Source organism: Cellulosimicrobium cellulans, from assembly GCF_001722485.1.
Taxonomy (GTDB): Bacteria; Actinomycetota; Actinomycetes; order Actinomycetales; family Cellulomonadaceae; genus Cellulosimicrobium; species Cellulosimicrobium cellulans_A.
This window is the reverse complement of sequence record NZ_LWGL01000016.1, coordinates 19012-38285: the sequence shown is the minus strand read 5'-3', so window position 1 is coordinate 38285 and position 19274 is coordinate 19012. Positions and strand designations below refer to the sequence as shown.

The 19274-nt window shown below is 73.6% G+C and carries 25 protein-coding genes and 2 pseudogenes; 6 read left to right on the top strand and 21 right to left on the bottom strand.

Annotated features, from left to right (window positions below):
* The 5 genes and pseudogenes from JZ5iCDA_RS03660 to JZ5iCDA_RS20050 form a co-directional block, all read right to left on the bottom strand.
* On the bottom strand, nucleotides 1–440 hold a 440-nt coding region (locus JZ5iCDA_RS03660; protein WP_171905282.1), incomplete at its 3' end, for a GvpL/GvpF family gas vesicle protein.
* Nucleotides 437–760, bottom strand: a complete 324-nt coding sequence (locus tag JZ5iCDA_RS03655) for a gas vesicle protein K (protein ID WP_069385902.1) — start codon at nucleotides 758–760, stop codon at nucleotides 437–439. The genes JZ5iCDA_RS03660 and JZ5iCDA_RS03655, both read right to left, overlap by 4 nt.
* Nucleotides 757–1380, bottom strand: coding sequence for a gas vesicle protein (locus JZ5iCDA_RS18280; RefSeq protein ID WP_069385901.1), 624 nt, complete (start codon nucleotides 1378–1380; stop codon nucleotides 757–759). The genes JZ5iCDA_RS03655 and JZ5iCDA_RS18280 overlap by 4 nt, the downstream gene beginning before the upstream one ends.
* A complete protein-coding gene (locus JZ5iCDA_RS19900) occupies nucleotides 1373–1822 on the bottom strand; it encodes a gas vesicle protein (RefSeq protein WP_069385900.1) in 450 nt (149 codons plus the stop codon). The genes JZ5iCDA_RS18280 and JZ5iCDA_RS19900 overlap by 8 nt, the downstream gene beginning before the upstream one ends.
* Nucleotides 1823–1872: 50 nt before the next feature.
* Nucleotides 1873–2142 (bottom strand): annotated as a pseudogene (locus JZ5iCDA_RS20050) (gas vesicle protein); the annotation flags it as partial.
* Between JZ5iCDA_RS20050 and JZ5iCDA_RS20045 the strand changes: the two are divergent.
* Nucleotides 2081–2212 (top strand): annotated as a pseudogene (locus JZ5iCDA_RS20045) (hypothetical protein); the annotation flags it as partial. The pseudogenes JZ5iCDA_RS20050 and JZ5iCDA_RS20045 sit on opposite strands and share 62 nt — an antisense overlap.
* A 163-nt stretch (nucleotides 2213–2375) precedes the next feature.
* Here JZ5iCDA_RS20045 and JZ5iCDA_RS03635 read toward each other — a convergent pair.
* The 6 genes from JZ5iCDA_RS03635 to JZ5iCDA_RS03610 form a co-directional block, all read right to left on the bottom strand.
* Nucleotides 2376–2630 carry a gas vesicle protein GvpG gene (locus tag JZ5iCDA_RS03635; RefSeq protein WP_069385899.1) on the bottom strand — a complete coding sequence of 85 codons (255 nt, stop codon included), beginning with the start codon at nucleotides 2628–2630 and terminating at the stop codon, nucleotides 2376–2378.
* Nucleotides 2631–2632: 2 nt separating this feature from the next.
* Nucleotides 2633–3394 (bottom strand): GvpL/GvpF family gas vesicle protein, encoded by a 762-nt coding sequence (locus JZ5iCDA_RS03630; protein WP_083259624.1) that lies wholly within the window; start codon nucleotides 3392–3394, stop codon nucleotides 2633–2635.
* On the bottom strand, nucleotides 3391–3825 hold the full coding sequence (gene gvpJ, locus JZ5iCDA_RS03625) for a gas vesicle protein GvpJ (RefSeq protein WP_069385898.1): 435 nt from the start codon (nucleotides 3823–3825) through the stop codon (nucleotides 3391–3393). Before gvpJ ends, JZ5iCDA_RS03630 begins: the two co-directional genes overlap by 4 nt.
* The gene (locus JZ5iCDA_RS03620) at nucleotides 3822–4904 is read right to left on the bottom strand and encodes an SRPBCC family protein (RefSeq protein ID WP_069385897.1); all 1083 of its coding nucleotides are present in this window, start codon (nucleotides 4902–4904) and stop codon (nucleotides 3822–3824) included. The genes gvpJ and JZ5iCDA_RS03620 overlap by 4 nt, the downstream gene beginning before the upstream one ends.
* A gap of 35 nt (nucleotides 4905–4939) precedes the next feature.
* Nucleotides 4940–6058 carry a hypothetical protein gene (locus JZ5iCDA_RS03615; protein WP_069385896.1) on the bottom strand — a complete coding sequence of 373 codons (1119 nt, stop codon included), beginning with the start codon at nucleotides 6056–6058 and terminating at the stop codon, nucleotides 4940–4942.
* A gap of 261 nt (nucleotides 6059–6319) precedes the next feature.
* Nucleotides 6320–6787 carry a VOC family protein gene (locus tag JZ5iCDA_RS03610; RefSeq protein WP_069385895.1) on the bottom strand — a complete coding sequence of 156 codons (468 nt, stop codon included), beginning with the start codon at nucleotides 6785–6787 and terminating at the stop codon, nucleotides 6320–6322.
* Nucleotides 6788–6891: 104 nt separating this feature from the next.
* Here JZ5iCDA_RS03610 and JZ5iCDA_RS03605 point away from each other — a divergent pair, with 104 nt between their 5' ends.
* On the top strand, nucleotides 6892–7842 hold the full coding sequence (locus tag JZ5iCDA_RS03605) for a helix-turn-helix transcriptional regulator (protein WP_069385894.1): 951 nt from the start codon (nucleotides 6892–6894) through the stop codon (nucleotides 7840–7842).
* Nucleotides 7843–7891: 49 nt separating this feature from the next.
* Nucleotides 7892–8470: a YdeI/OmpD-associated family protein gene (locus tag JZ5iCDA_RS03600; RefSeq protein WP_069385907.1), complete on the top strand. Its 579-nt coding sequence runs from the start codon at nucleotides 7892–7894 to the stop codon at nucleotides 8468–8470.
* A gap of 12 nt (nucleotides 8471–8482) precedes the next feature.
* Here JZ5iCDA_RS03600 and JZ5iCDA_RS03595 read toward each other — a convergent pair whose 3' ends face one another.
* The 4 genes from JZ5iCDA_RS03595 to JZ5iCDA_RS03580 form a co-directional block, all read right to left on the bottom strand.
* Nucleotides 8483–8998, bottom strand: a complete 516-nt coding sequence (locus JZ5iCDA_RS03595; protein ID WP_083259628.1) for a VanZ family protein — start codon at nucleotides 8996–8998, stop codon at nucleotides 8483–8485.
* 17 nt (nucleotides 8999–9015) lie between these two features.
* Nucleotides 9016–9555: a VanZ family protein gene (locus JZ5iCDA_RS03590; RefSeq protein WP_069385892.1), complete on the bottom strand. Its 540-nt coding sequence runs from the start codon at nucleotides 9553–9555 to the stop codon at nucleotides 9016–9018.
* An 18-nt stretch (nucleotides 9556–9573) separates the two neighbouring features.
* Entirely contained in the window at nucleotides 9574–10809 is a 1236-nt protein-coding gene (locus tag JZ5iCDA_RS03585) for an AI-2E family transporter (RefSeq protein WP_083259623.1), read from the bottom strand.
* Nucleotides 10810–10885: 76 nt separating this feature from the next.
* On the bottom strand, nucleotides 10886–11761 hold the full coding sequence (locus tag JZ5iCDA_RS03580; RefSeq protein WP_069385890.1) for a helix-turn-helix transcriptional regulator: 876 nt from the start codon (nucleotides 11759–11761) through the stop codon (nucleotides 10886–10888).
* A 150-nt stretch (nucleotides 11762–11911) separates the two neighbouring features.
* On the opposite strand from JZ5iCDA_RS03580, the gene JZ5iCDA_RS03575 reads away from it, so the two are divergent.
* Complete coding sequence (locus JZ5iCDA_RS03575) at nucleotides 11912–12838, top strand: SDR family NAD(P)-dependent oxidoreductase (protein WP_216093393.1); 927 nt, start codon at nucleotides 11912–11914, stop codon at nucleotides 12836–12838.
* Nucleotides 12839–12925: 87 nt separating this feature from the next.
* Here the strand turns inward: JZ5iCDA_RS03575 and JZ5iCDA_RS03570 are convergent, their stop codons facing one another.
* The 4 genes from JZ5iCDA_RS03570 to JZ5iCDA_RS03555 all read right to left on the bottom strand — a co-directional run bounded on the left by JZ5iCDA_RS03570 (nucleotide 12926) and on the right by JZ5iCDA_RS03555 (nucleotide 15972).
* A complete protein-coding gene (locus JZ5iCDA_RS03570) occupies nucleotides 12926–13594 on the bottom strand; it encodes a hypothetical protein (protein WP_069385888.1) in 669 nt (222 codons plus the stop codon).
* Between the two features lie 54 nt (nucleotides 13595–13648).
* A complete protein-coding gene (locus tag JZ5iCDA_RS03565; protein WP_069385887.1) occupies nucleotides 13649–14209 on the bottom strand; it encodes a dihydrofolate reductase family protein in 561 nt (186 codons plus the stop codon).
* Nucleotides 14210–14285: 76 nt separating this feature from the next.
* On the bottom strand, nucleotides 14286–15068 hold the full coding sequence (locus tag JZ5iCDA_RS03560) for an SDR family NAD(P)-dependent oxidoreductase (RefSeq protein WP_069385886.1): 783 nt from the start codon (nucleotides 15066–15068) through the stop codon (nucleotides 14286–14288).
* A gap of 16 nt (nucleotides 15069–15084) precedes the next feature.
* The gene (locus tag JZ5iCDA_RS03555; protein WP_069385885.1) at nucleotides 15085–15972 is read right to left on the bottom strand and encodes a helix-turn-helix transcriptional regulator; all 888 of its coding nucleotides are present in this window, start codon (nucleotides 15970–15972) and stop codon (nucleotides 15085–15087) included.
* 100 nt (nucleotides 15973–16072) lie between these two features.
* On the opposite strand from JZ5iCDA_RS03555, the gene JZ5iCDA_RS03550 reads away from it, so the two are divergent.
* Nucleotides 16073–16837 (top strand): SDR family oxidoreductase, encoded by a 765-nt coding sequence (locus JZ5iCDA_RS03550; protein WP_069385884.1) that lies wholly within the window; start codon nucleotides 16073–16075, stop codon nucleotides 16835–16837.
* Between the two features lie 18 nt (nucleotides 16838–16855).
* On the opposite strand, the gene JZ5iCDA_RS03545 is transcribed toward JZ5iCDA_RS03550, so the two are convergent.
* Together JZ5iCDA_RS03545 and JZ5iCDA_RS03540 are read right to left on the bottom strand one after the other, a co-directional pair.
* Nucleotides 16856–17488 carry a DUF6518 family protein gene (locus JZ5iCDA_RS03545; protein WP_069385906.1) on the bottom strand — a complete coding sequence of 211 codons (633 nt, stop codon included), beginning with the start codon at nucleotides 17486–17488 and terminating at the stop codon, nucleotides 16856–16858.
* A 74-nt stretch (nucleotides 17489–17562) separates the two neighbouring features.
* Nucleotides 17563–18162 carry a TetR/AcrR family transcriptional regulator gene (locus JZ5iCDA_RS03540; RefSeq protein ID WP_069385883.1) on the bottom strand — a complete coding sequence of 200 codons (600 nt, stop codon included), beginning with the start codon at nucleotides 18160–18162 and terminating at the stop codon, nucleotides 17563–17565.
* 56 nt (nucleotides 18163–18218) lie between these two features.
* Between JZ5iCDA_RS03540 and JZ5iCDA_RS03535 the strand changes: the two genes are divergently transcribed.
* Nucleotides 18219–19250, top strand: a complete 1032-nt coding sequence (locus JZ5iCDA_RS03535) for an alpha/beta fold hydrolase (RefSeq protein WP_083259622.1) — start codon at nucleotides 18219–18221, stop codon at nucleotides 19248–19250.
* Nucleotides 19251–19274 lie beyond the last annotated feature (24 nt).

Below are 19274 nucleotides of genomic sequence, written 5' to 3'. Positions count from 1 at the left end.
AGCTCGGCGGGCACGTCGGCGAGGTCGGGGTGCTCGCCGGCGACCACGTCGAGCGCGAGGCCGACGCCGACGCGCAGCTCGACGCGCCCGCGCAGCGCCCCGACCCGGGCGCTCAGCTCGGCGTCGCGGTCGGTGAGCCAGCGCACGAGCCGCTCGCGGGCCGGGGCGCCGGGCGCGGGCGCGACGATGACGTTGAAGCTCGCGGGCAGGACGGTGGAGCCGGCCTGCCAGATCCGGTCGACGACGTCGCTGTGCTCGAGCACCCGGCGGCGCACCACGTCGTCGGGTCCCTCGAACGGTCCGGCGGTGTGCTCGTGCACGACGGCGGACAGCCCGGTGGGGCCGGTGACGAGCGAGAGCGGTGCGCCGTCGACGCCCGTGCCGAGGGTGCCGGGGGTGCCGGCGGCGACGAGGTAGAGGTACAGGCCCGGCTCGGTCACCGGCGGTCCTGCCGTCGCGCCTCCGCCCACCGTGCCGGGTCGACGAGCCCGTCGACGGCGTCGGCCACGAGGTCGTCGAGGCCGCGCCGCAGGTCCCGCACCGAGCCTGCGATGCCGTGGTCGTCCTTGATCTGCTCGATGGCCTCGTCGAGGTCGAGCAGGGCCTGCCCGAGCCGTTCCTGCTCCTCCTCGGTGAGGCTCCCGCCCTCGATGCGGCGCAGCGCCTGGCTCTCGAGCGCCTCCTGGATCACCTCGACGAGGGTGATGACGAGCGCCAGCACGCCGTCCTTGAGGCTCTTCTCGTCGACGTTGAGCGTCATGCCGCACCTCCGGGCCGGTCCGTGCGTCCGTGCGTCGGCGGCTCGTCCGCGAGCGCCCGCAGCGCGCGCAGCCACCGTTCGGTGTCGGGGACGGCGAGCCGCGCCGCCCCGGTGGGTCCGGTCACGACGACGACCTCGTCGCCCGCCGGCGAGGCGCCCGGCTCCCGCTCGACGGCGAGCAGCTCGTCCGGACGGAGGCGGACGGCGGGGCGGCGCTCGAGCGCGCCGGTCCAGGCGAGGCCCCCGGCGGGGTCGAGCGTCCCGGTCCCCTCGCGCCAGGTGGTGCCGCCCGCGAGCTCCTCGGCGAACCACATCGGGCCCGTGGTCGACGCCGTCCCGCTCGCGAGCTGCTCCGGCTCCCCGGACCGTCGCGCCCGGGCCCGGGTCTGCTCGTCCCAGCCGACGAGCATGCCGTGCTCGAGCAAGGTCTCGAACCCGGCGAGCGTGGCCCGCAGGCTCACGCCGATCAGCGGGATGCCGGCCACGCTGACGGCGAGGTCGAGGTCGAGGAAGACCCCCTTGTCGAGCAGCGCGTCGACGAGGTCGGGGAGCGTCGCGCGCACGTCGCGCGTCGGCTCGAGCGGCGGCGCGGCGACCGTCGCCGTGGCGAGCTCACTCATCGTCGTCGGTCACCTCCTGCGTCCGGTCGTCGTCCGCCGTGCCGCCGGCGCCGCCCGCGAGCTGCGCCTGCTCCTCGCGGCGCAGCGCCCGTGCGCTGCGCCAGCCGCACCACGGGCAGTACTCGTCGAGCAGCTGCTGGGTCGGCACGCTCTTGCCGCAGCTCGGGCACGTCTCCTTGGCCTCGAGCGCCCGAGTCCAGGCGACGGTGCTCGTGTTCGTGCCCGAGGGGAACTCGAGCCCGTACCGGGCGGCCGTGTCGAACGACGCCAGCGCGGCGCGGATGCGGATGCCCAGGAGCTCGACCCCGGCGACCGACACCATGATGTCGGCGTTGAGCACGAGCCCCTTGTCGAGCAGCGTCTCGACGACGTGCGTGAGCGACCCCTCGCGCTCACGCCGCGGCTCGAGACCGCCGCCCTGCCCTCCGCTCACCACGCTCATGCGTCCTCCCCCCGGTCCCGGGTCCGTCCGGCCGCAGCGCGCGGCGCCTCCTAGCCCCCCACCCGGCCGCGCACGTACCGGTGCACGCGCCGGAAGCCGAGCAGCTCGCCGGAGTCGTCGAGCGAGACCTCGTACTCGGCGAGGACGTCCGACGTGCTCGGCACGTGCGGGTCCTCGAGCACCTCGAGCACGACGGTCCAGCGACCGTCCTCGTGCTGGACGCCGACGACCTGCTCGACGTCGCTCCCGCCGAGCTCCGTGAAGTGCTCGAGCGCCTTGCGCGCGGCCCGCCCGGCGGTCAGCCCCGACGACGACTTCTCCGGCCCCTTCTCCTCGGGCGACTCCTTCTCGGGCGCCTTCTTCTCGGGCGCCTTCTTCTCGGGCGCCTTCTTCTCGGGCGCCTTCTTCTCGGGCGCCTTCTTCTCCGGCCCCTTGCTCTCGGGCGCCTTCCTCTCCGCCGTCGGCCTCGTCCGCTCCGGCGGCGGGGCGTCGCCGCGGCGCGGGCGTTCCTCGCCGCGCCGCTCGGACGTCCGCGCGGCGGTACCTGACTCGCTCATCGCCCTCCTCCTTCCCGGGCGCGACGGTTGGCCTCGACGAGCCGGGCCACGAGCTCCTCCTCGAGCGCGTCGGCCGTGGCGTCGTCGATCTCGCCGCGGTCCCGCGCGTCGGCGACCTGCTCCAGACGGCGGCGGATCGCCCCGGCGTCGTAGTACTCGCTCTCGGCCGCGGCGAGGACCTGCGCGGCGATCCACGCCGTGCCGCGCACCGGGGCCAGCGGCAACGACACGAGGCTCCAGAGCAGGCCCATGGTCACGTCTCCACGAAGTCGTAGGGCGCCTGCGGCCCGACGAGCCGGAACGTCAGGCGGTCCCGCCCCCGGGCCGCGAGCGCCTCGAGCGCCTCCTCGAACCGGGCCACGTCGGCACGCCGCACGAGCACCGCGGCGTCGAGGACGTCCGTCACCTCGCCCTCGGGCCGCCGGCGCAGCTCGGCGACGTGGGGCGCGACCGCCTCCTCGAGCGCGGCCGCCTCGGCCTGCCGCTTGCGCCGGAACCCGGCGACGACGAGCTCGCCCAGGCGCACCCGGTCGTAGTAGGCGGCGTCGGGGTCGCGACCGTGCACCGACTCCCGCAGGCGCCGGATCTCGGCGTCCTCGGCGACGAGCTCGGCGAGGACGACGTCCTCCACGTACCGGACGCGCAGGCTCAGCTGCGTGAGGTCCGCGAGGCGTTCGAGCTGGTCGGCGTACGGCTCCCCGTCCTGGCCGTCGAGGACGTGCGGACCGACGTCGTCCACCACGGTGCCGAACCGGACGGGAAGCACCGGCATCGACGCCCCGAGCAGGTCGAGGACCGCGGCGTGCGCGCGCACCTCGGCGGGCGTGCCGACGACGTCCTCGTCCGGGACGTCGGACACGACGGCGTCGACGTCGCCCGCCGGCACGGTGCGCACCGGCTCGCCGAGCACGCCCGTGGTGCCCGGGGGCACCTCGGCGCCGCGCAGCACCAGCCCGTAGAGGTACAGCATCGCCGCGGCCTCGACGGGCTGGTCCTGCGAGACGGCCGCCGTCACGACGAGCTCCTCCGGCTGCCGCTGCGCTCACCCTCGGACTGCTGCCGGGACTGCCGCTGCTCCGACTTCTGGCCGGACGACTTCTCGTCCGACCCCGTCAGGGCTTCCTTGACCCCGCCGATGACGCCCTTCGTCCTGCCGCTGGCACCGCTCTGGTTGAGGTCGTCGAACAGCTCGGGCAGGTCGCGACCACCCGTCTGCGCGAGGTCGAGCCGGTTCGTGGCCTCGGCGAAGCGCAGGTACGTGTCCACGCTCGCGATGACGATGCGGGCGTCGATGGTGATCACCTCGATGCCCACCAGCGAGACGCGCACGAAGGCGTCGATGACGATCCCCTTGTCGAGGATGATGTTGATGACGTCCGCCAGCGACGCGCTCGACGGTCGCTCGACGTACGAGCCGCGGGCGCGGCTCACGGTCGTCTGGCTCATCGCTGCTCCTCAGGTTCCTCGTCGCCCTGGGCGTCGTCGTACTGGTCCCCCTCGTCCTCGTACTCGCCGCCCTCGTCCTCGTATCCCTCGTCCTGATCGCCCTCGTACTCGCCCTCGTACTCGCCCTCGTCTCCGCCCTCGTCGCCCTCCTCGTCGTACTCCTCGTCCCCGTAGTCCTCGCCCTCGTAGTCCTCGCCCTCGGCCTCCTCGTCGGCCTGCTCGTCGCTCACGACCTCGTCGTGCGTGCGCACCACTTCTTCGTCGTGGATCTCCGCCCGGTAGCCCTCGACCTCGTCCGGGTTCAGGACGGACTCGGTCATGACGTGCCGCACGAAGTGCTTGAGCTCGAGCCGCACCCGCCGGTTCGCGGCGCGCCACATGTTCGCGGTCTTCTCCATGAAGCCCTGCGGGTGGTAGGCGAGGACGACGACGACGCGGGTGAGGTCCTCACCCAGGTCGTGGAACGTGACGACACCGCTGATGTGACCCTTCGGCCCGGACGACTTCCAGTTGATCCGCCGGCCAGGGACCTGGTCCGTGATCGTCGTCTTCCACTCGCGGTGCGACCAGAAGACCTGGCCCTTGAAGGAGACCTCGCCCTCCTCGTCGTCGAGCTCGGCGTTCTCGAGCTTCTTCATGAACGACGGCCACTGGTCGTACTGCGTCCAGGCGTCGTAGACGAGGTCGGCCGGGACGCCGATGTCGAAGCTTTCGACGATATTGTTGAACTTGAAGGCCTTGCTGCCCCCGCCCTTCCCGCCGCCGAAAATGCCCTTGACCTTCTCCTTGACGCCGGTGAAGGCGCCCTTGAGCCCGGCCTTGAGCGGGGAGCCGCCCTCGCTCAGCGTCTCGCCGGTCTTGCTGAGTGCGGCCCCGGCGGCGCTCGTGCCACCGCCGTCCTCGTCGTCGGACCCACCGCCGCCCGTCGCGTAGGACGTGAGGCGGTCCGACAGCCCGCTGACGCGGTCCGTCACCTTGTCGACGAGGCTTCCCCCGAGAGCCCGGGCGTACCCGCCCGCGGCGTGCTTGAGCCCCTCGAGCGGCAGCCCCGCGGCGGTCTTGCGCGTCGTGTCAGTCATCGGTGTGCTCCTTGCTCCGACGGCACGAGGGCCGCTCAGCCCTTGGACCGGCCGGTCGACCGGCCCGTGGATCGGCCGGAGGACGACGACGTGCTGCGGGACTGGGTGCCCGAGCTGCGCGACGACGTGCCCGTCTTGCGCGACTGGGTCCCCGACTTGGCCCCGGAGCGGGCAGCGCCCGAGCGCTTCGCGGCCGGCTTCGGCTTCTCCGCGGGCTCCTCCTCCGCAGGCTTCTCAGCGGCCGGCTCCTCGGGCTCCTCCGCGGTCTCGCCCTCGTCGGAGGTCTCGCCCGTCGGCTCCCCACCCTCGTCGGACGACTCGTCGGCGGGCTCCTCGCCCGCGTCCGACGCCTGGTCAGCGGGCTCCTCGCCCTCGTCGGCGCCCTCGTCGGTGGTTCCCTCGTCGTCGGAGGCCTCGTCGCTGGGCTCCTCCTCGGTGTCCTCGTCCTCCTGCTCGTCGGTGGCTTCGTCCGTGGGCTCGCCCTCGTCGCCGGACTCCTCGTCCGACTCGTCCTCGGCGCCCTCGTCCTCGTGCTCCTCCTCGTGCTCGTCCTCGTGCTCGTCGACGGGCTCCTCGTCGGACTCCTCCTCGGCACCCTCGTCCTCGTGCTCGTCGGACTCCTCGTCGACAGGCTCCTCGCCGCCCTCGTCCTCGTCGCCCGACGTCTCCTCGCCCTGCGTCTCCTCGTCCTGCGCCTGCTCGTCCTGTGGGGCCTCGTCCTGCGGCGTCTCGTCCTGCGGGGCCTCCTCCTCGCCGCCCTGCTGCGACTGGTCGCCCTCGTCGGACTCCTGCTTGCCGCGCTTGCCCTTCACGGCGTCGGAGAGCCCGCTGGTCGGGGACTGGGACGTGAGCTTCTCGGTGCGCGACTCGAGGTTGCTCCGGACCGAGTCGACGCCCTTCGTGGCGGCCGCGAGCGCCGCGGTCTTGCCGGCGTCCATGAGCTTGCCCGTGATCTCGTCGGTGAGGCGCTGGATCTCCGGGGACGATCTCAGCGACTGGCCGAGCTGACCGAGCTGGCCCAGCGGCCCTCCGGAGTCGTCGCTCATGCGCTTGGCGCCGACGGCGCTCGCCACGAGGAGAGCGGTCTTGAACTTCTTGGTCCGGCCGAGCAGATATCCGCCCAGCAGCAGACCGGCGATCTTGAGCCTGTCCATCGGAACCCCACATCGGGTCGGCTGGTTGTGACTGGCACCTTCTCGCCCCCTGTCTCAGCAGGGTGGCACACGGGTCCCCCGCACGCGCGGCCAAAATGTGATCCCGGTCACATGCCTGGTCAGAGGTCTGGGAGGCGCCCGCCCGACGCGCCGCAGCGCGTGCGCGGCCACCTCCGCGCTCGAGCATCAGGGCGTCGGAGCGATCGACGAGCGCGCGGCCCTCCCGGACGTCTCACGCCCGGGAAGGCCGCGCGGCGCGCGTCAGCCGGCGTGCGCGGGCTGGACGTCGAGCACCCAGGTCACGCCGAACCGGTCGGTCAGCATGCCGAAACCCGGGCTCCACGGCGATGCCGCGAGCGGCTCGACGACGTCCGCGCCGTCGGACAGGGCGTCCCAGTACGCGGTGACCTCCTCGAGGGTCTCGCCGCGCAGCGACTGGAAGAACGTCCGGTCGGTGATCGTCGCGCCGTTCTCGCGGGTGGTGGTGCCGGCGATCGCGCTCGCGTCGGGGTCGTCGTGGCCGGGCACGTCGTAGGCCATGAGGCGGAAGCCGTCCGCGGTCTCGACCTGGCCGAAGACGACCTTGTCGGCGCCGGGCAGGTCACGCGGCATGCCGACGTCGCCGTACGTCGTCGCGACGACCTGCCCGCCGAAGACGGTCGCGTAGAAGTCGAGCGCCTGCCGCGCGGTGCCGCGGAAGTTGAGGTGGGTGGTGGTGCTGATGCCCATGAGGTGTCCTTCTCGTCGCTGGTCGGTGCGGCGGTGTGCCGTCAGGACGACGCTCCCAGGCTCAGAGGACAGGTCGGGTCCTCTGACTGCAGCAGACTGGTCGCATGATCGGAGGCTCCTCGCGGATGCTGTCCCTGCTCTCGCTGCTGCAGACGCGGCGCGACTGGCCGGGCCACGTGCTGGCCGAACGCCTGGGCGTGACACCGCGCACGGTGCGCCGGGACGTGGACCGGCTCCGCGAGCTCGGGTACGCGATCGGCGCGACGAAGGGTCGGCACGGGGGCTACCGGCTCGCGGCGGGGTCCGAGCTCCCTCCGCTGCTGTTCGACGACGAGCAGGCGGTGGCGGTCGCCGTCGCCCTGCAGGCCGCGCCGTCCAGCGGGGTCGCCGTCGACGAGGCCGCGGAGCGGGCGCTCGCGACGGTCCGGCAGGTCATGCCTCCGCGGCTGCGCCACCGGGTCGACGGCATCCGGTTCACCGGCGCGGAGCCGTCGTCGCAGGTCTCCCCGGACGTGCTCGAGGCCGTGAGCACCGCGGTACGCGACCGCCGCACCCTGCGGTTCGACTACGCGGACGCGGACGGCCCACCGCGCCACGTCGAGCCGCACGACGTCGTCGCGCGGGGCGGCCGCTGGTACCTCGTCGCGTGGGACCTCCACCGCGACGACTGGCGGATCTTCCGTCTCGACCGCCTGCACCCGCGCACGCCGGCCGGCGCCCGGTTCACGCCGCGACCACTCCCCGCGCCGGACGCGCTGTCGTTCTTCGCCGCCCGGTCCAAGGGGTCGCAGGCGCAGGACCGGTGGCCCTGCACCGGCGAGGTCGTCGTCGAGCTGCCGGCGAGCGAGGTGGCTCCCTGGGTGGACGACGGCGAGGTCATCGCGGTCGACGAGCGCTCGTGCCGGCTCGTCGTCGGGTCGTGGTCCTGGGCCGGCCTCGTCGCGCTGGTGCTGCGCTTCGACGCCCCGTTCACGGTCGTCGGCCCGGAACCGCTGCGCCGGGCCGCGGCCGCGCTCTCGACCCGGTTGGCCGCGGCCACGACGGCTGCCCCGTGACCCGGGAAGAGGACCGTCCCCGACCGCTTCGCGCGGGAGGATGCTGACCATGGCCGACGACGCTCCCGCACCCGATCCGCTGATCGTCCCCGACGCCGCCGCCTGGCGAGCGTGGCTCGACGCCCACGAGGGCACGTCCGACGGCGTGCGCCTCGTCCTGGCGAAGAAGGGCACGCGCGAGCCGACGTCGCTCACCTACGCCGAGGCGCTGGAGGAGGCGCTGTGCAGCGGGTGGATCGACGGGCGGCGCAACGCGCGCGACGCCGGCACGTTCCTGCAGCACTTCACCCCGCGGCGCGCCCGCTCGCTGTGGTCGCAGCGGAACGTCGCGATCGTCGCCGACCTCGTCGCGTCGGGACGGATGCGCGCCCGCGGGCAGGCCGAGATCGACCGCGCCCAGGCCGACGGCCGCTGGGAGCGCGCGTACGCCGGTCAGGCCGCGGCCGAGGTGCCGGCGGACCTCGCCGCAGCGCTGGAGCGCTCGCCCGCTGCGGCGACGCGGTTCGCGGGGCTGTCCCGCGTCGACCGCTTCCTGATCATCACCCAGGTCGCCACGGCACAGGACGACGCCGTCCGCGCCCGCCGCGTCGAGAAGGCCGTCACCAGCCTCGAGCAGGCCCAGGGCTGACGTCGCGGGCTGTCACCGCGACGCCGGCACCTCGACGTCCGCGGACTCCTGCGGCCGGCTCGGCGCCGTGCGCCGCGCGAGCACGAGCGCGGCCGCCGCGAGCGCCGCCCCGAGCGCGGCGCCGAGGGCGTTGGCGAGCACGTCGTTCGTGTCGCACGAGCGGCCGAGCGCCGGCAGCAGCGTCTGCAGGAGCTCGATCGCCACGGAACCGACCACGCCGCCCGCGAGCGCCCACCACGGACGCCGGCTCGCCACGGACGCGAGCAGCACCGGCGGGACGAACAGCGCGATGTTCGCCAGCATCTCGACGTTGCCGAGCGACGGCAGCTGCCAGTTCAGGACACAGGTCTCGGCGTCACCACCCGTGGGCACGAGCGTGAGGAACGCGACGGGGACCAGCGAGACGGCGAAGGCGATCCACGCTGCGCGCGGGCGGTCGACGAGCCGACGCCCGACGAACGGGCCGAGGACCACGAGCGCCAGGAGCACCGCGGGCGGCAGCCAGGGGTGCGTGAGGATCACCTGCATGAGCACGAGGGACGACGCTACCGGTGCTGCGACCCAGCGGCGTCCACCACACCCGGGAGCGCGCCGGCCGCATCGTCGGAGCGGCGTGGACGGCGCGAGAGCCACATCGCGACGGCACCGAGCGCCGCCCCGAGGAGCGCGCCGATCGCGTTGGACAGCCAGTCGTTGGTGTCGCAGGACCGGCCGAGCGCGGGCACGAGCGCCTGCACGGCCTCGATCACCGCCGACCCCGCGACGCCGCCGAGCAGCGCGAGCACCGGCCGTCGGGCCGCCACCGCCGCGAGGAGGACGGGCGGGACGAGCAGGATGACGTTCGCCATGAGCTCGACGCGGCCGAAGGTCGGCAGCACCCAGCCGACGGCGCAGCGCTCGAACACCTCCCGGCTCGTCGGCACGAGGGTCAGCAGGACGACCGGCAGCAGCGAGACGCCGAACAGCGTCCAGGCCACCCGCGGGCGCTGGAGGAGCCAGCGGCCCGCGAGCGGGCCGAGCAGCACGAGCGCGCAGAGGACCGCCGGCGAGAACCACGGGTGCGCGACGAGCAGGGTGGAGATCACGCCGGCTGACGCTACCGGTCAGGCGGGCTCCACGGACTCCCGTCGCTTCTGCCGGGCGAAGCGCGCGGGCAGGTTCGGGCCGTCCCACACCTGGATCGCGCGCCAGATCGACGCCGCGATCGGGACGGCGAGCACGGCGCCCGTGAGGCCGGCGAGGACGGTCCCGGCGGTCAGCGCGACGAGGATGATCAGCGGGTGCAGGCGCAGCGTGCGGCCCATGACGACGGGCTGCAGCAGGTCGCCCTCGAGCTGGTTCACCGCGACGACGATCGCCACGACGATGAGCGCCTCGACCGGTCCGACCGCGACGAGGGCGACGAGCGCGCACAGGATGCCGGCGAGCGTCGCACCGACGAGCGGGATGAACGCGAGGAGGAACACGAGCACCGACAGCGGGATCGCGAGCGGGACGCCGACGATCGCCAGGCCGATGCCGATGGCGACGGCGTCGACGAGCGCGACGATCGCGGTGCCGCGCACGTAGCCGCCGAGCGTGTCGATGGTCGAGCTGCCGATCCGCTTGCCGCGCGCGTACCGATCGCCCTCGAAGGGGCGCAGGAGGAACTCCCACATGGCGGGGCCGTCCTTGAGGAAGAAGAACAGCACGACGATCATCACGAGGAACCCGGCGACGAAGTCGACGGTCTGCGAGACGCCCGCGATCGCGCCCGAGCCGACGGCGTCGGACTGCAGGAAGCCGACGACGGACTCCTGCACCGACGAGATCTGCTCCTGCGAGATCTGGAACGGCAGGTCCTCGACGTAGGCCTGAAGCTCCTCGAAGCCCTGGATCGCCTGGTCGCGCAGCGTGGGCCACTGGTTCACGACGGCCGCCGCGACGAGCCAGACGATGAGCGCGAGCAGCGCGACGAGCGCGAGCAGCGAGATCACCGTCGCGAGGAACGACGGCAGCCCCTTGCGCCGCAGGAAGCCCACGAGCGGCGAGATCGCCGCGGCGAGCACGAGCGCGATGAGCACCGGGATGACGATGAGGGTCAGGCGCGTGATGGCGAACACGGCGACCGCGACGAGCGCGACGATCGCGAGCACCTGCAGGGACCGCGTACCCGCGCGTCCGACGCCGTCCGCCCACAGCTGCGACACGCCGCTCGGTAGGCGCGTGCCCGGCTCCGGCTCGTCACGGGCGACCGACTGCTCGACGGTGTCGCCGGCGTCCGGCGGCACGACCTCGGTCTCCTCGCCGTCGACACGCTGTTCCGCGCGCTCGTGTGATCGACGTCTTCCCAGAGCCATCCCGATTTCCCTCTCGCCGCACGTGCAGATGGGGCCACAGTGCCACGGCCGCATGCCACGCGCTGGTTGCCACTGGTCACGGCGCGGGGAACAGCTGCTGCACCCCTGTCACGCGGAGCAGGTCGAGCTTGCCGGCGGCGTCCGACCCGGGAGCGGCGGTGTAGGCGACCAGGTGGAGGTCCGCCCCGGGCACATCGAGCACGTCGCAGTCCAGCTCGAGGTCGCCTACGACGGGGTGCTCGATCATCTTCCGGTCGGTCACGTGCGCGGCGGGAGTGCTCGCGGTCCACAGAGCCGCGAAGAGCGTCGACGCCGACGACAGGTCGTCGACGAGCGCGCGCAGCCGGGGGTCGGTGGGGTACCGGGCGACCGCCCTCTTGAGGTCCGCGACGACGGCGGCCTCGAACGCACCCGGCTCGCCGGCCGACGTCGACGGGTGGAGCGCGGAGCGTGCGACGCCGCTACCGAACACGGCGCGCGCCACGTTGCGTTCCGCGGGCGGCAGCACGGACGGGTCGCCGTGCAACGCCTCCCACATCGCGTTCCACCACACCATGGTCCAGTCCGCACCGAACACGCCGACCGGGACGTCGTCGAGGCGCGTCGTGAGTCGCTGCACGCTCGCCGGCACGTGCGTCTGCACCGTCCCGTCGCGCGGCGGCAGCAGACCTGCGGACTCGAAGAGCAGGTCCCGCTCGGCCCGGGTGAGCCGCAGCCCGCGGGCCAACGCCGTGACCACCTGCGCGGACGGAGTGGTCGCCCGGCCTTGCTCCAGCCGGAGGACGTAGTCGACCGAGATGCCGGCGAGCTGAGCGAGCTCTTCGCGCCGCAGGCCCGGCGCACGCCTGGTACGACCCGGGACGATGCCCGCCTCGGCGGGTGCGAGCCGGTCGCGCCACTGGCGCAGCAGCGCAGCGAACGTGAGATCACCGAGCGGTCCGGGGTGCGGCATGAGGTCATTCTCGCTGCCACGGCGACGGTCAGCCTGGGTACCGCTGATCCTACGGTGACGCCAGGACCTGGGCCTGCTCACGACGAACGGCGACCGTCGACGCATGCACGTCACCCGTGCATGCAACCGTCAGCCCTGAGGAGTACCACCGTGCAGCACCACACCGTCGTCATGACCGGCGCCAGCCGCGGCATCGGGAACCACGCCGCCGTCCGCATGCTGCGCGACGCACCCGACCTCCACCTCGTCGTCACGACGCGCGGCTCGGGAGCCGCCTTGGTGGCGCAGCTGTCCCGGGACGGCGGCAGCAGGAACGTCAGCTGGGTCGGCTGCGAGCTGTCGTCGCTCGCCTCAATCCACGACGCCGCCACAGAGGTGGGCCGGCGGCTGGACAGGGGCGCGCTGCCTCCGCTCACCGGCTTCGTCGGCAACGCCGGCGTGCAGGTCACCTCGGCCAACCGCGCGACGGTGGACGGCATCGAGACGACCTTCGCTGTCAACGTGCTCGCCAACCACCTGATGCTGCGCCTTCTGTCGGACCGGTTCGTGTCCCCGGCGCGGGTGGTCGTCACCACCTCGGACACGCACTTCGGCGACCTCCGGCACAACTTGGGTATGGTTCCTGCGCCCGCCTGGCGGTCACCCGAGCGTCTTGCCGAGCCCGGCACCACGCCTTCCACCGACACGGTCACGGCGGGCCGGACCGCGTACTCGACCAGCAAGCTCGCCGTGATCTACCTCGTCCACGAGCTGGCGCGACGACTCCCCGCCGGGGTGGACGCCTACTCCTGGAACCCCGGCTTCGTCCCGGCCACGGGCCTCGCCCGGGATGCCGGTCCTCTCCAGCGGTTCGCGATGCGACACATGCTTCCTCTGCTGACCCTCACGCCGTGGTCGGTCGACGCGCGGACGGCCGGGCGTCACCTCGCCGGGACCGTCCTCGGCCGACGCCCGGCGGACAGCGGCGCGTACGTCAACCTCGACGTCGCCGAGCGGTCGTCCGAGGAGTCCTACGACCCACGGCGTGAGGAGGAGCTCTGGGCGGTCGCCGAGAAGATCTGCGCGGGAGTGATCTGAGCCTCCTCGTCGTGCGGGGCTCGTCGTACATCAGGGCACGGTGGAACCATTCCGGGGCATCAGCCGTGTCCGCTCCGCGCCGACAACTCAGTCGTCGCCGTCGAACAGGCCGCCGTCGAGGAGCCAGTGGTAGCGCAGGCGCAGCGCACGTTCCGTGCTCGCGAGGAGGGTCGCGACGACGAGCACGACGTTGAGCGTCGCCGGGAGGTGGAACGGGGACGTGAACGTGCCGACGTTCTCCGCGACGAGCGGGATCTGCGAGACCTCCTCCGCGATCTGCGGGAGGCCGAGGACCAGGCCGACCACGAGCACCACCCAGGAGACGAGCCCGATCGCGCGGCTCGTCCCGGGGTGGTCGCGCTCGAGGCGGGCGCGGCGCCCCTCGGCGGACGCCGGGTCCGGCACGAGCTGCCGGGCCGGGCCGCCGTCGTCGGGCACGTAGTGGCACCGCCTCAGCCCGAAGCTGCTCGCCTCCACCTCGATGGTGCCGCCCGTGACGGGGAACTCGGCCGGGAGCTTGGAGGTGGCGTGGTGCCGGCCGTCCCGGTACAGCCGGGCCCGCACCTCGCCGTCGTCCTTGTCGCCCCAGAGCCGGACGTCGACGGACCACGTCTCCGGCCGGCCGTCCTCGCCGACGAGGCGCAGGTGGAACAGGGTGCGCGCGAAGGGCTGCCACCACCGGAAGCGGGGCAGGGTGTGCCCGTCGCCGGGCTTGAGGCGCCGGGCCGCGCGTCGCCGCTTCCAGTCAGAGGGCACGCCCGAAACCTAGCAACGACGGCCGGGATGCGCCGTTCGTCCCGCCGTCGCGCCCTACCGGCGGACCCGGTGGCGGTGGTAGACGACGTCCGAGCCGAAGACGCGACTCTCGACGAGCTCGAGGTCGACGTGGCGCTCGCGCTGCGGGAAGTACGGGATCCCGCCGCCGACCAGCACCGGGTAGACCATGGCACGGTACTCGTCGATGAGGTCGTGCTCGGCGGCCTGGGCGGCGAGCGTCGCGCCGCCGATCGCGATGAGGCCCTCCCCCGGCTCGGCGCGGAGCTTCTCGATCTCCTCCGCGACGCCTTCCGTGGCGAGCCGCGCCGAGTCGTCCACCTCGGTGAGCGTCGTGGAGAACACGACCTTCGGCAGGGGGTTCCACAGGTCCGCCCAGACGCGCTCGGCCTCGTCGAACGAGGCACGGTCGGCCGTGTCCCAGTACCGCATGACCTCGTAGAGGTTGCGCCCGAGCAGGTGGACGTCGACCTCGCGGATCTCGTCCGTGAAGTGCTGGAACACCTCGGGATCGGGGCCGCCCCAGTCGAAGCTCCCGTCCGGCCCGACGATGTAGCCGTCCAGCGAGATGTTCATCGAGTAGATCACGTCGCGCATCGGTCGTCTCCTTCGGTCGTGTGCTCGGCTGTACGACCGGTGGGCGGTGCCGAACTCGTCGGTGGGCGACGGGCGCTCACCGGGCGGTGTAGCCGCCGTCGACGAAGAGGGTCGTCCCGGTGATGTACGCGCCGGCGTCGCTCGCGAGCAGGACGGCCGCGCCGGCGAGCTCGGACGGCTCGCCCCACCGGCCCAGCGCGGTCATGTCGGTGAAGACGTGCGATGCCTGCGCCTGGCTCGCCGCCGCCTCCGTCATGGGGGTGCGGAACGGCCCGGGCGCGATGCAGTTGACGGTGATGCCGTGCGGGCCGAGCTCGATCGCGCCCGCGCGCGCCAGGCCCCGCAGCCCGGCCTTGGCCGCCGAGTACGCGCCCCGGCGCGCCATCGACACCTCGCCGAACGTCGAGGAGACGTAGACGATTCGGCCCCAGCCCTTCGTCCGCATGGCCGGCACCACCGCGCGCGTGAGCGTCATGGCGGCGGTGAGGTCGACCGCGATCGTGCGGTCCCACGTCTCGTCGTCGATGTCGTCGACGGCCTGCGGCGCGCTGATCCCCGCGTCGTGGAGCAGGATGTCGGGGGCGCCGGCGAGCTCCGTCGCCGTCACGACGGCCGCAGCGGTCGCCTCGCGGTCCGCCACGTCGCAGCGCACCGCGTGGACCGGCGGGCCGAGCCCCGTGAACGTCGCCGCCGCGCGGTCGAGCTCGTCGTCGGAGCGGGCGAGCAGCACGAGCGTCGCACCCGCCGCCGCCAGTCCCCTCGCCATCGCGAGCCCGAGCCCGCGGCTGCCGCCCGTGACGAGGGCGACCCGCCCGGTGAGGTCGAACGGCAGGACGTCGTCGTGCGCGCTGAACGCCATGCCCCCGATGATGGCGTCACTCCGCGGCAGGTACCACCGCGGACGCCCCGTCCTGCGGCGTGGGCGGCGCGAAGGTCTGCGTCCCGAGCACCCGCAGCAGCCGGATCTTCTCCTCCGACGCGCTGCCCGGCACCGCGGTGATGACGAGCAGCGCCTGCAGCTGGTCCTCGGTGAGCAGCACCTGGCAGTCCACCTCGATCTCGCCCACCTCGGGGTGCACGAGCACCTTGTGGTCGACGAACCGCCGCGCGACCTCCTGCCGGTCCCACAGCTCGGCGAACTCCGGGCTGGTCTCCTGCAGGACGGCGACGAGCTCGCCGGCGCGCGACGTCGCCCCGAGCGTCCCGACGGCGGCCCGCAGGCCCGCGACGAGCGCCCTGCCCTGCCGCGCCCGGTCGTGCTCCGGGTAGACGGCGCGCGCCCTATCGGGGTGGGCGAACCAGCGGTAGATCTCGCTGCGCTCCCACCCCGTGTGCGCGGTGGCGTCGCCGTACAGGGCGCGGGCGAGGTCGTTCTGCGCGAGCGTCTGCCCGAGCGGGTCGAGGATGAGCGCCGGGGTGTCGTCGAGGCGGTCGAGCACGCGCTGCAGCGCGGGCGCGACGTGACCGGGGTCGACCGTGCGGTCCGGGACGCCGTGCCCGGCGACGCGGTAGAGGTAGTCGCGCTCGTCGGCCGTCAGGCGCAGCGCGCGGGCGATCGACGCGAGGATCTGCGTGCTCGGCTGCGGACCGCGCTGCTGCTCCAGACGCGTGTAGTAGTCCGTGGACATGAGGGCGAGCTGCGCCACCTCCTCGCGGCGCAGTCCCGGTGCCCGACGGCGCAGCCCGGGCCCCAGCCCGACGTCGCCCGGCTGCAGGGCCTCGCGGTGGCGGCGGAGGAAGTCGGCGAGGGCGGCGCGGTCCATGGGGACATCGTGGTCGGCGGCCACAGTCCGTGCCAGGGATCGCCGATCCCCCGTTGACCTGTCTCTGCCGCGACCGGCGACGGCTGCCGAGGATCGAGGCATGGACATCACGAACAGCACCGTCTTCATCCCCGGCGCGACGAGCGGCATCGGCCTCGCCCTCGCCGTCGCGCTCCACGAGCAGGGCAGCACCGTCGTCGTCGGCGGGCGGCGCACCGAGCTGCTCGAGCAGATCGCCGCCGAGCACCCCGGCATCGACACCGTCCGCATCGACACCACCGACCCGGAGAGCATCGTGTCGGCCGCCAAGGAGGTGCTCGAGCGTCACCCCGACCTCGACACGCTCGTCGCGATGGCCGGCATCATGCGCGTCGAGGACTGGCACCACCCCGAGGGCTTCCTCGAGAGCGCCGAGGAGACGTTCACGACGAACGTGCTCGGCCCGGTCCGCCTCGTCGGCGCGTTCGTCGAGCACCTGCAGACCCGCCCGCACGCCACCATCGTCACCGTGTCGTCCGGCCTGGCGTTCGCCCCGCTCAAGGCCACGCCGAGCTACGACGCGTCCAAGGCCGCGATCCACATGCTCAGCGAGGCGCTGCGCCTCCAGCTCGCGGACACGAGCGTGCGCGTCACCGAGATCGTGCCGCCGTCGGTCGCCACCGACCTCCTGCCCGGGCAGCGCGAGAGCACCTTCGCGATGCCGCTCGACGACTTCGTCAGCGAGGTCGTGGAGCTGCTCCGCACGCAGCCCGACGCGCACGAGATCCTCGTCGAGCGCGTGAAGTTCCTCCGCCACGGCGACGCGCGCGGCGACTACGACCAGGTCGTCGCGACGCTCAACGCCGCAGACCCGCACGGACGCTGAGGGGGACTCGCGCGTCGGTCACGCCCCGAGGAACTGGTAGGCCAGGAGGAAGGCTCCGGCCACCACGACGCTGCCCACGACGGCGATGACCTTCGCCGCGGCACCCGGGAGGCGTCGGGCGAGCATCACCCCGAGCAGGGCCAGGGCGAGCACCCCGATCGCCACCCAGTAGACGGCGCTCGTCGTCGCGGCGACGACCGTGAGCCCGTACGCCGCCTCGCCGAGCCCGATCCCGGCGAGCACTGCCGTGCCCAGGGCGGCCCGGCGCCCGGGGCTCCGCAGCCACGACGCACCCACGCCCACGAACGGTCCGACGATTACTCCGACGACGCTGAAGAGGAGCGGGTCGTAGGCGAGGCCGCTCGCGTACGCGGCGGCGGTGTACCCGAGGGTGAGCAGGACGAACGACGCCGCACCGAGCACCGCCGCGAGCGCGGTGCCGGCGCGCGACCACAGGACGAGAAGCACCGTGACGACCGTCCACCCGCTCGCCGAGTTGGCGAACGAGCGGACCGCGTCGGGCAGCGCGCCCTGGAGGACGAACGTCAGGGCGCCGAGCGCCAGGCTCGCTGCCAGGACGAGTGCCGAGCGGACGACGGGAGCGGTCCGGTCCGTGGACGACCGCGCTGAGGACGACGGCGGGAAAGGCATGCGGCCACCCTGCCAGGTGCGGTCGTCCCCCCGCCTCCGCCCAGGGTCGGACGCCTCCGCGTGCTCGTCGACGGTCACGCCGACAGCGCGCGCTCGACCATGCGGACGAGCTCCTCAGCCGCGGCCGCGGTGTCGTAGGCCGGGTCGTGGAGCCGTTCGGCGACGACCGCGTCGATCGCCCCGCCGAGGGCGATCGCGAGCGTCCGGTCGTCACCCTCGCCCGCGTGCCGGGCCCGGCGCGCGTCCGCGAGGATCGCTGCCAGGGGCTCCCAGCGCGTCTCCGGCGCATGGCCGCCCTCCCCGTGGCCGAGCGCCTCGGTGATCATCCGCACGTGCGTGGGGTGCTCGCGCAGGTGCCCGATCATCGACCGGACGTACGCGCCCGGCCTGTCGGCGGCGTCGGCCGCCTCCACCGCCGCTCCGACTCTCCCGACGAGCGCGTCGAGCACGTGCTGGTAGGCCGCCCGCACGAGGTCGTCCTTCGACGCGAAGTGGTAGAGCACGGCGGCCTTGGTGATCCCCGCCCGCTCGGCGATCGCCGACAGCGTCGCGCCGCCGTAGCCGCGGTCGGCGACGAGCTCGACCGTCACCTCGACGAGCTGCTCGTGACGTGCCTGCTCCGTGAGCGTCGGCCGCCGCCGTGCGCCCGGCCCGCTGCCCTGTCGCTCTCCCATGCGCCGATGTTACCGTGCGGTAAACGATTTAACCGATCGGTTAGGAGCATCGCGCCATGGACACCCGGGGCCCGCTCGAGCACGGCAGCGACGACCCGCAGGAGGAGCCACGCCGACGACGCCCCCGGCGCCCGTGGCGCCGGACGCGCATCGCCCTCGCGGTCGTCGCCGTGGTCGCCGTCGTGATCGCGTTCGCGCTGCGCACCCCGTCCCCGGTCGGGCACTGGGACAGCGCCGCGGGGATGGACCGGTACCTCGCTGCCTACGACGAGGCGTTCGCCCGGCTGCCCGAGCCCGCCGAGACGTTCGACGTCCGCACGGACTTCGGGGTCGTGCGGGCCTACCGCTTCGACGGCACCGGCACGAGCGGGTCACCGCTCGTGCTGCTGCCTGGGCGCTCGTCCGCGTCGCCGGTGTGGGCCGACAACCTGCCGTCCCTGCCGGAGATCGGCGACGTCTACACGGTCGACCTGCTCGGCGAGCCGGGCCGCAGCGTGCAGGAACGCCCGATCACGAGCGACGCCGACCAGGCCGCGTGGCTGCACCAGGCGTTGGACGCGCTGCCCGCGGAGGAGTTCCACGTCGTCGGGCTCTCGATCGGCGGGTGGACCGCGACCAACCTCGCCCTGCACCGGCCCGACTCCGTCGCGACGCTCACCCTCGTCGAACCGGTGCAGGTGTTCGGCGACATCCCGCTCGGCACGGCCCTGCGCTCGCTGCCCGCCTCGCTGCCGTGGCTCCCGAAGTCGTGGCGGGACTCCTTCAACTCCTACACCGCAGGCGGCGCGCCCGTGGAGGACGTCCCCGTGGCCGACATGATCGAGGCCGGCATGCAGCACTACCGGCTGCGCCTGCCGCAACCGACCCGCATCAGCGAGGACCGTCTCGGCACGCTGGAGATGCCCGTGCTCGCGATCATCGCGGGCGAGTCCGTCATGCACGACGCCGGCGCAGCGGCCGAGACGGCCGAGCGGGCGCTGCCGGACGGCGTGGTGCGCGTGTACGACGACGCGTCGCACGCCGTCAACGGCGAGCGGCCGCAGGAGGTCGCCGCGGACATCGCCGAGCTCGTGTCCGCCATGCCCTGACCGACGGGACCTGAGGGCTCCCTC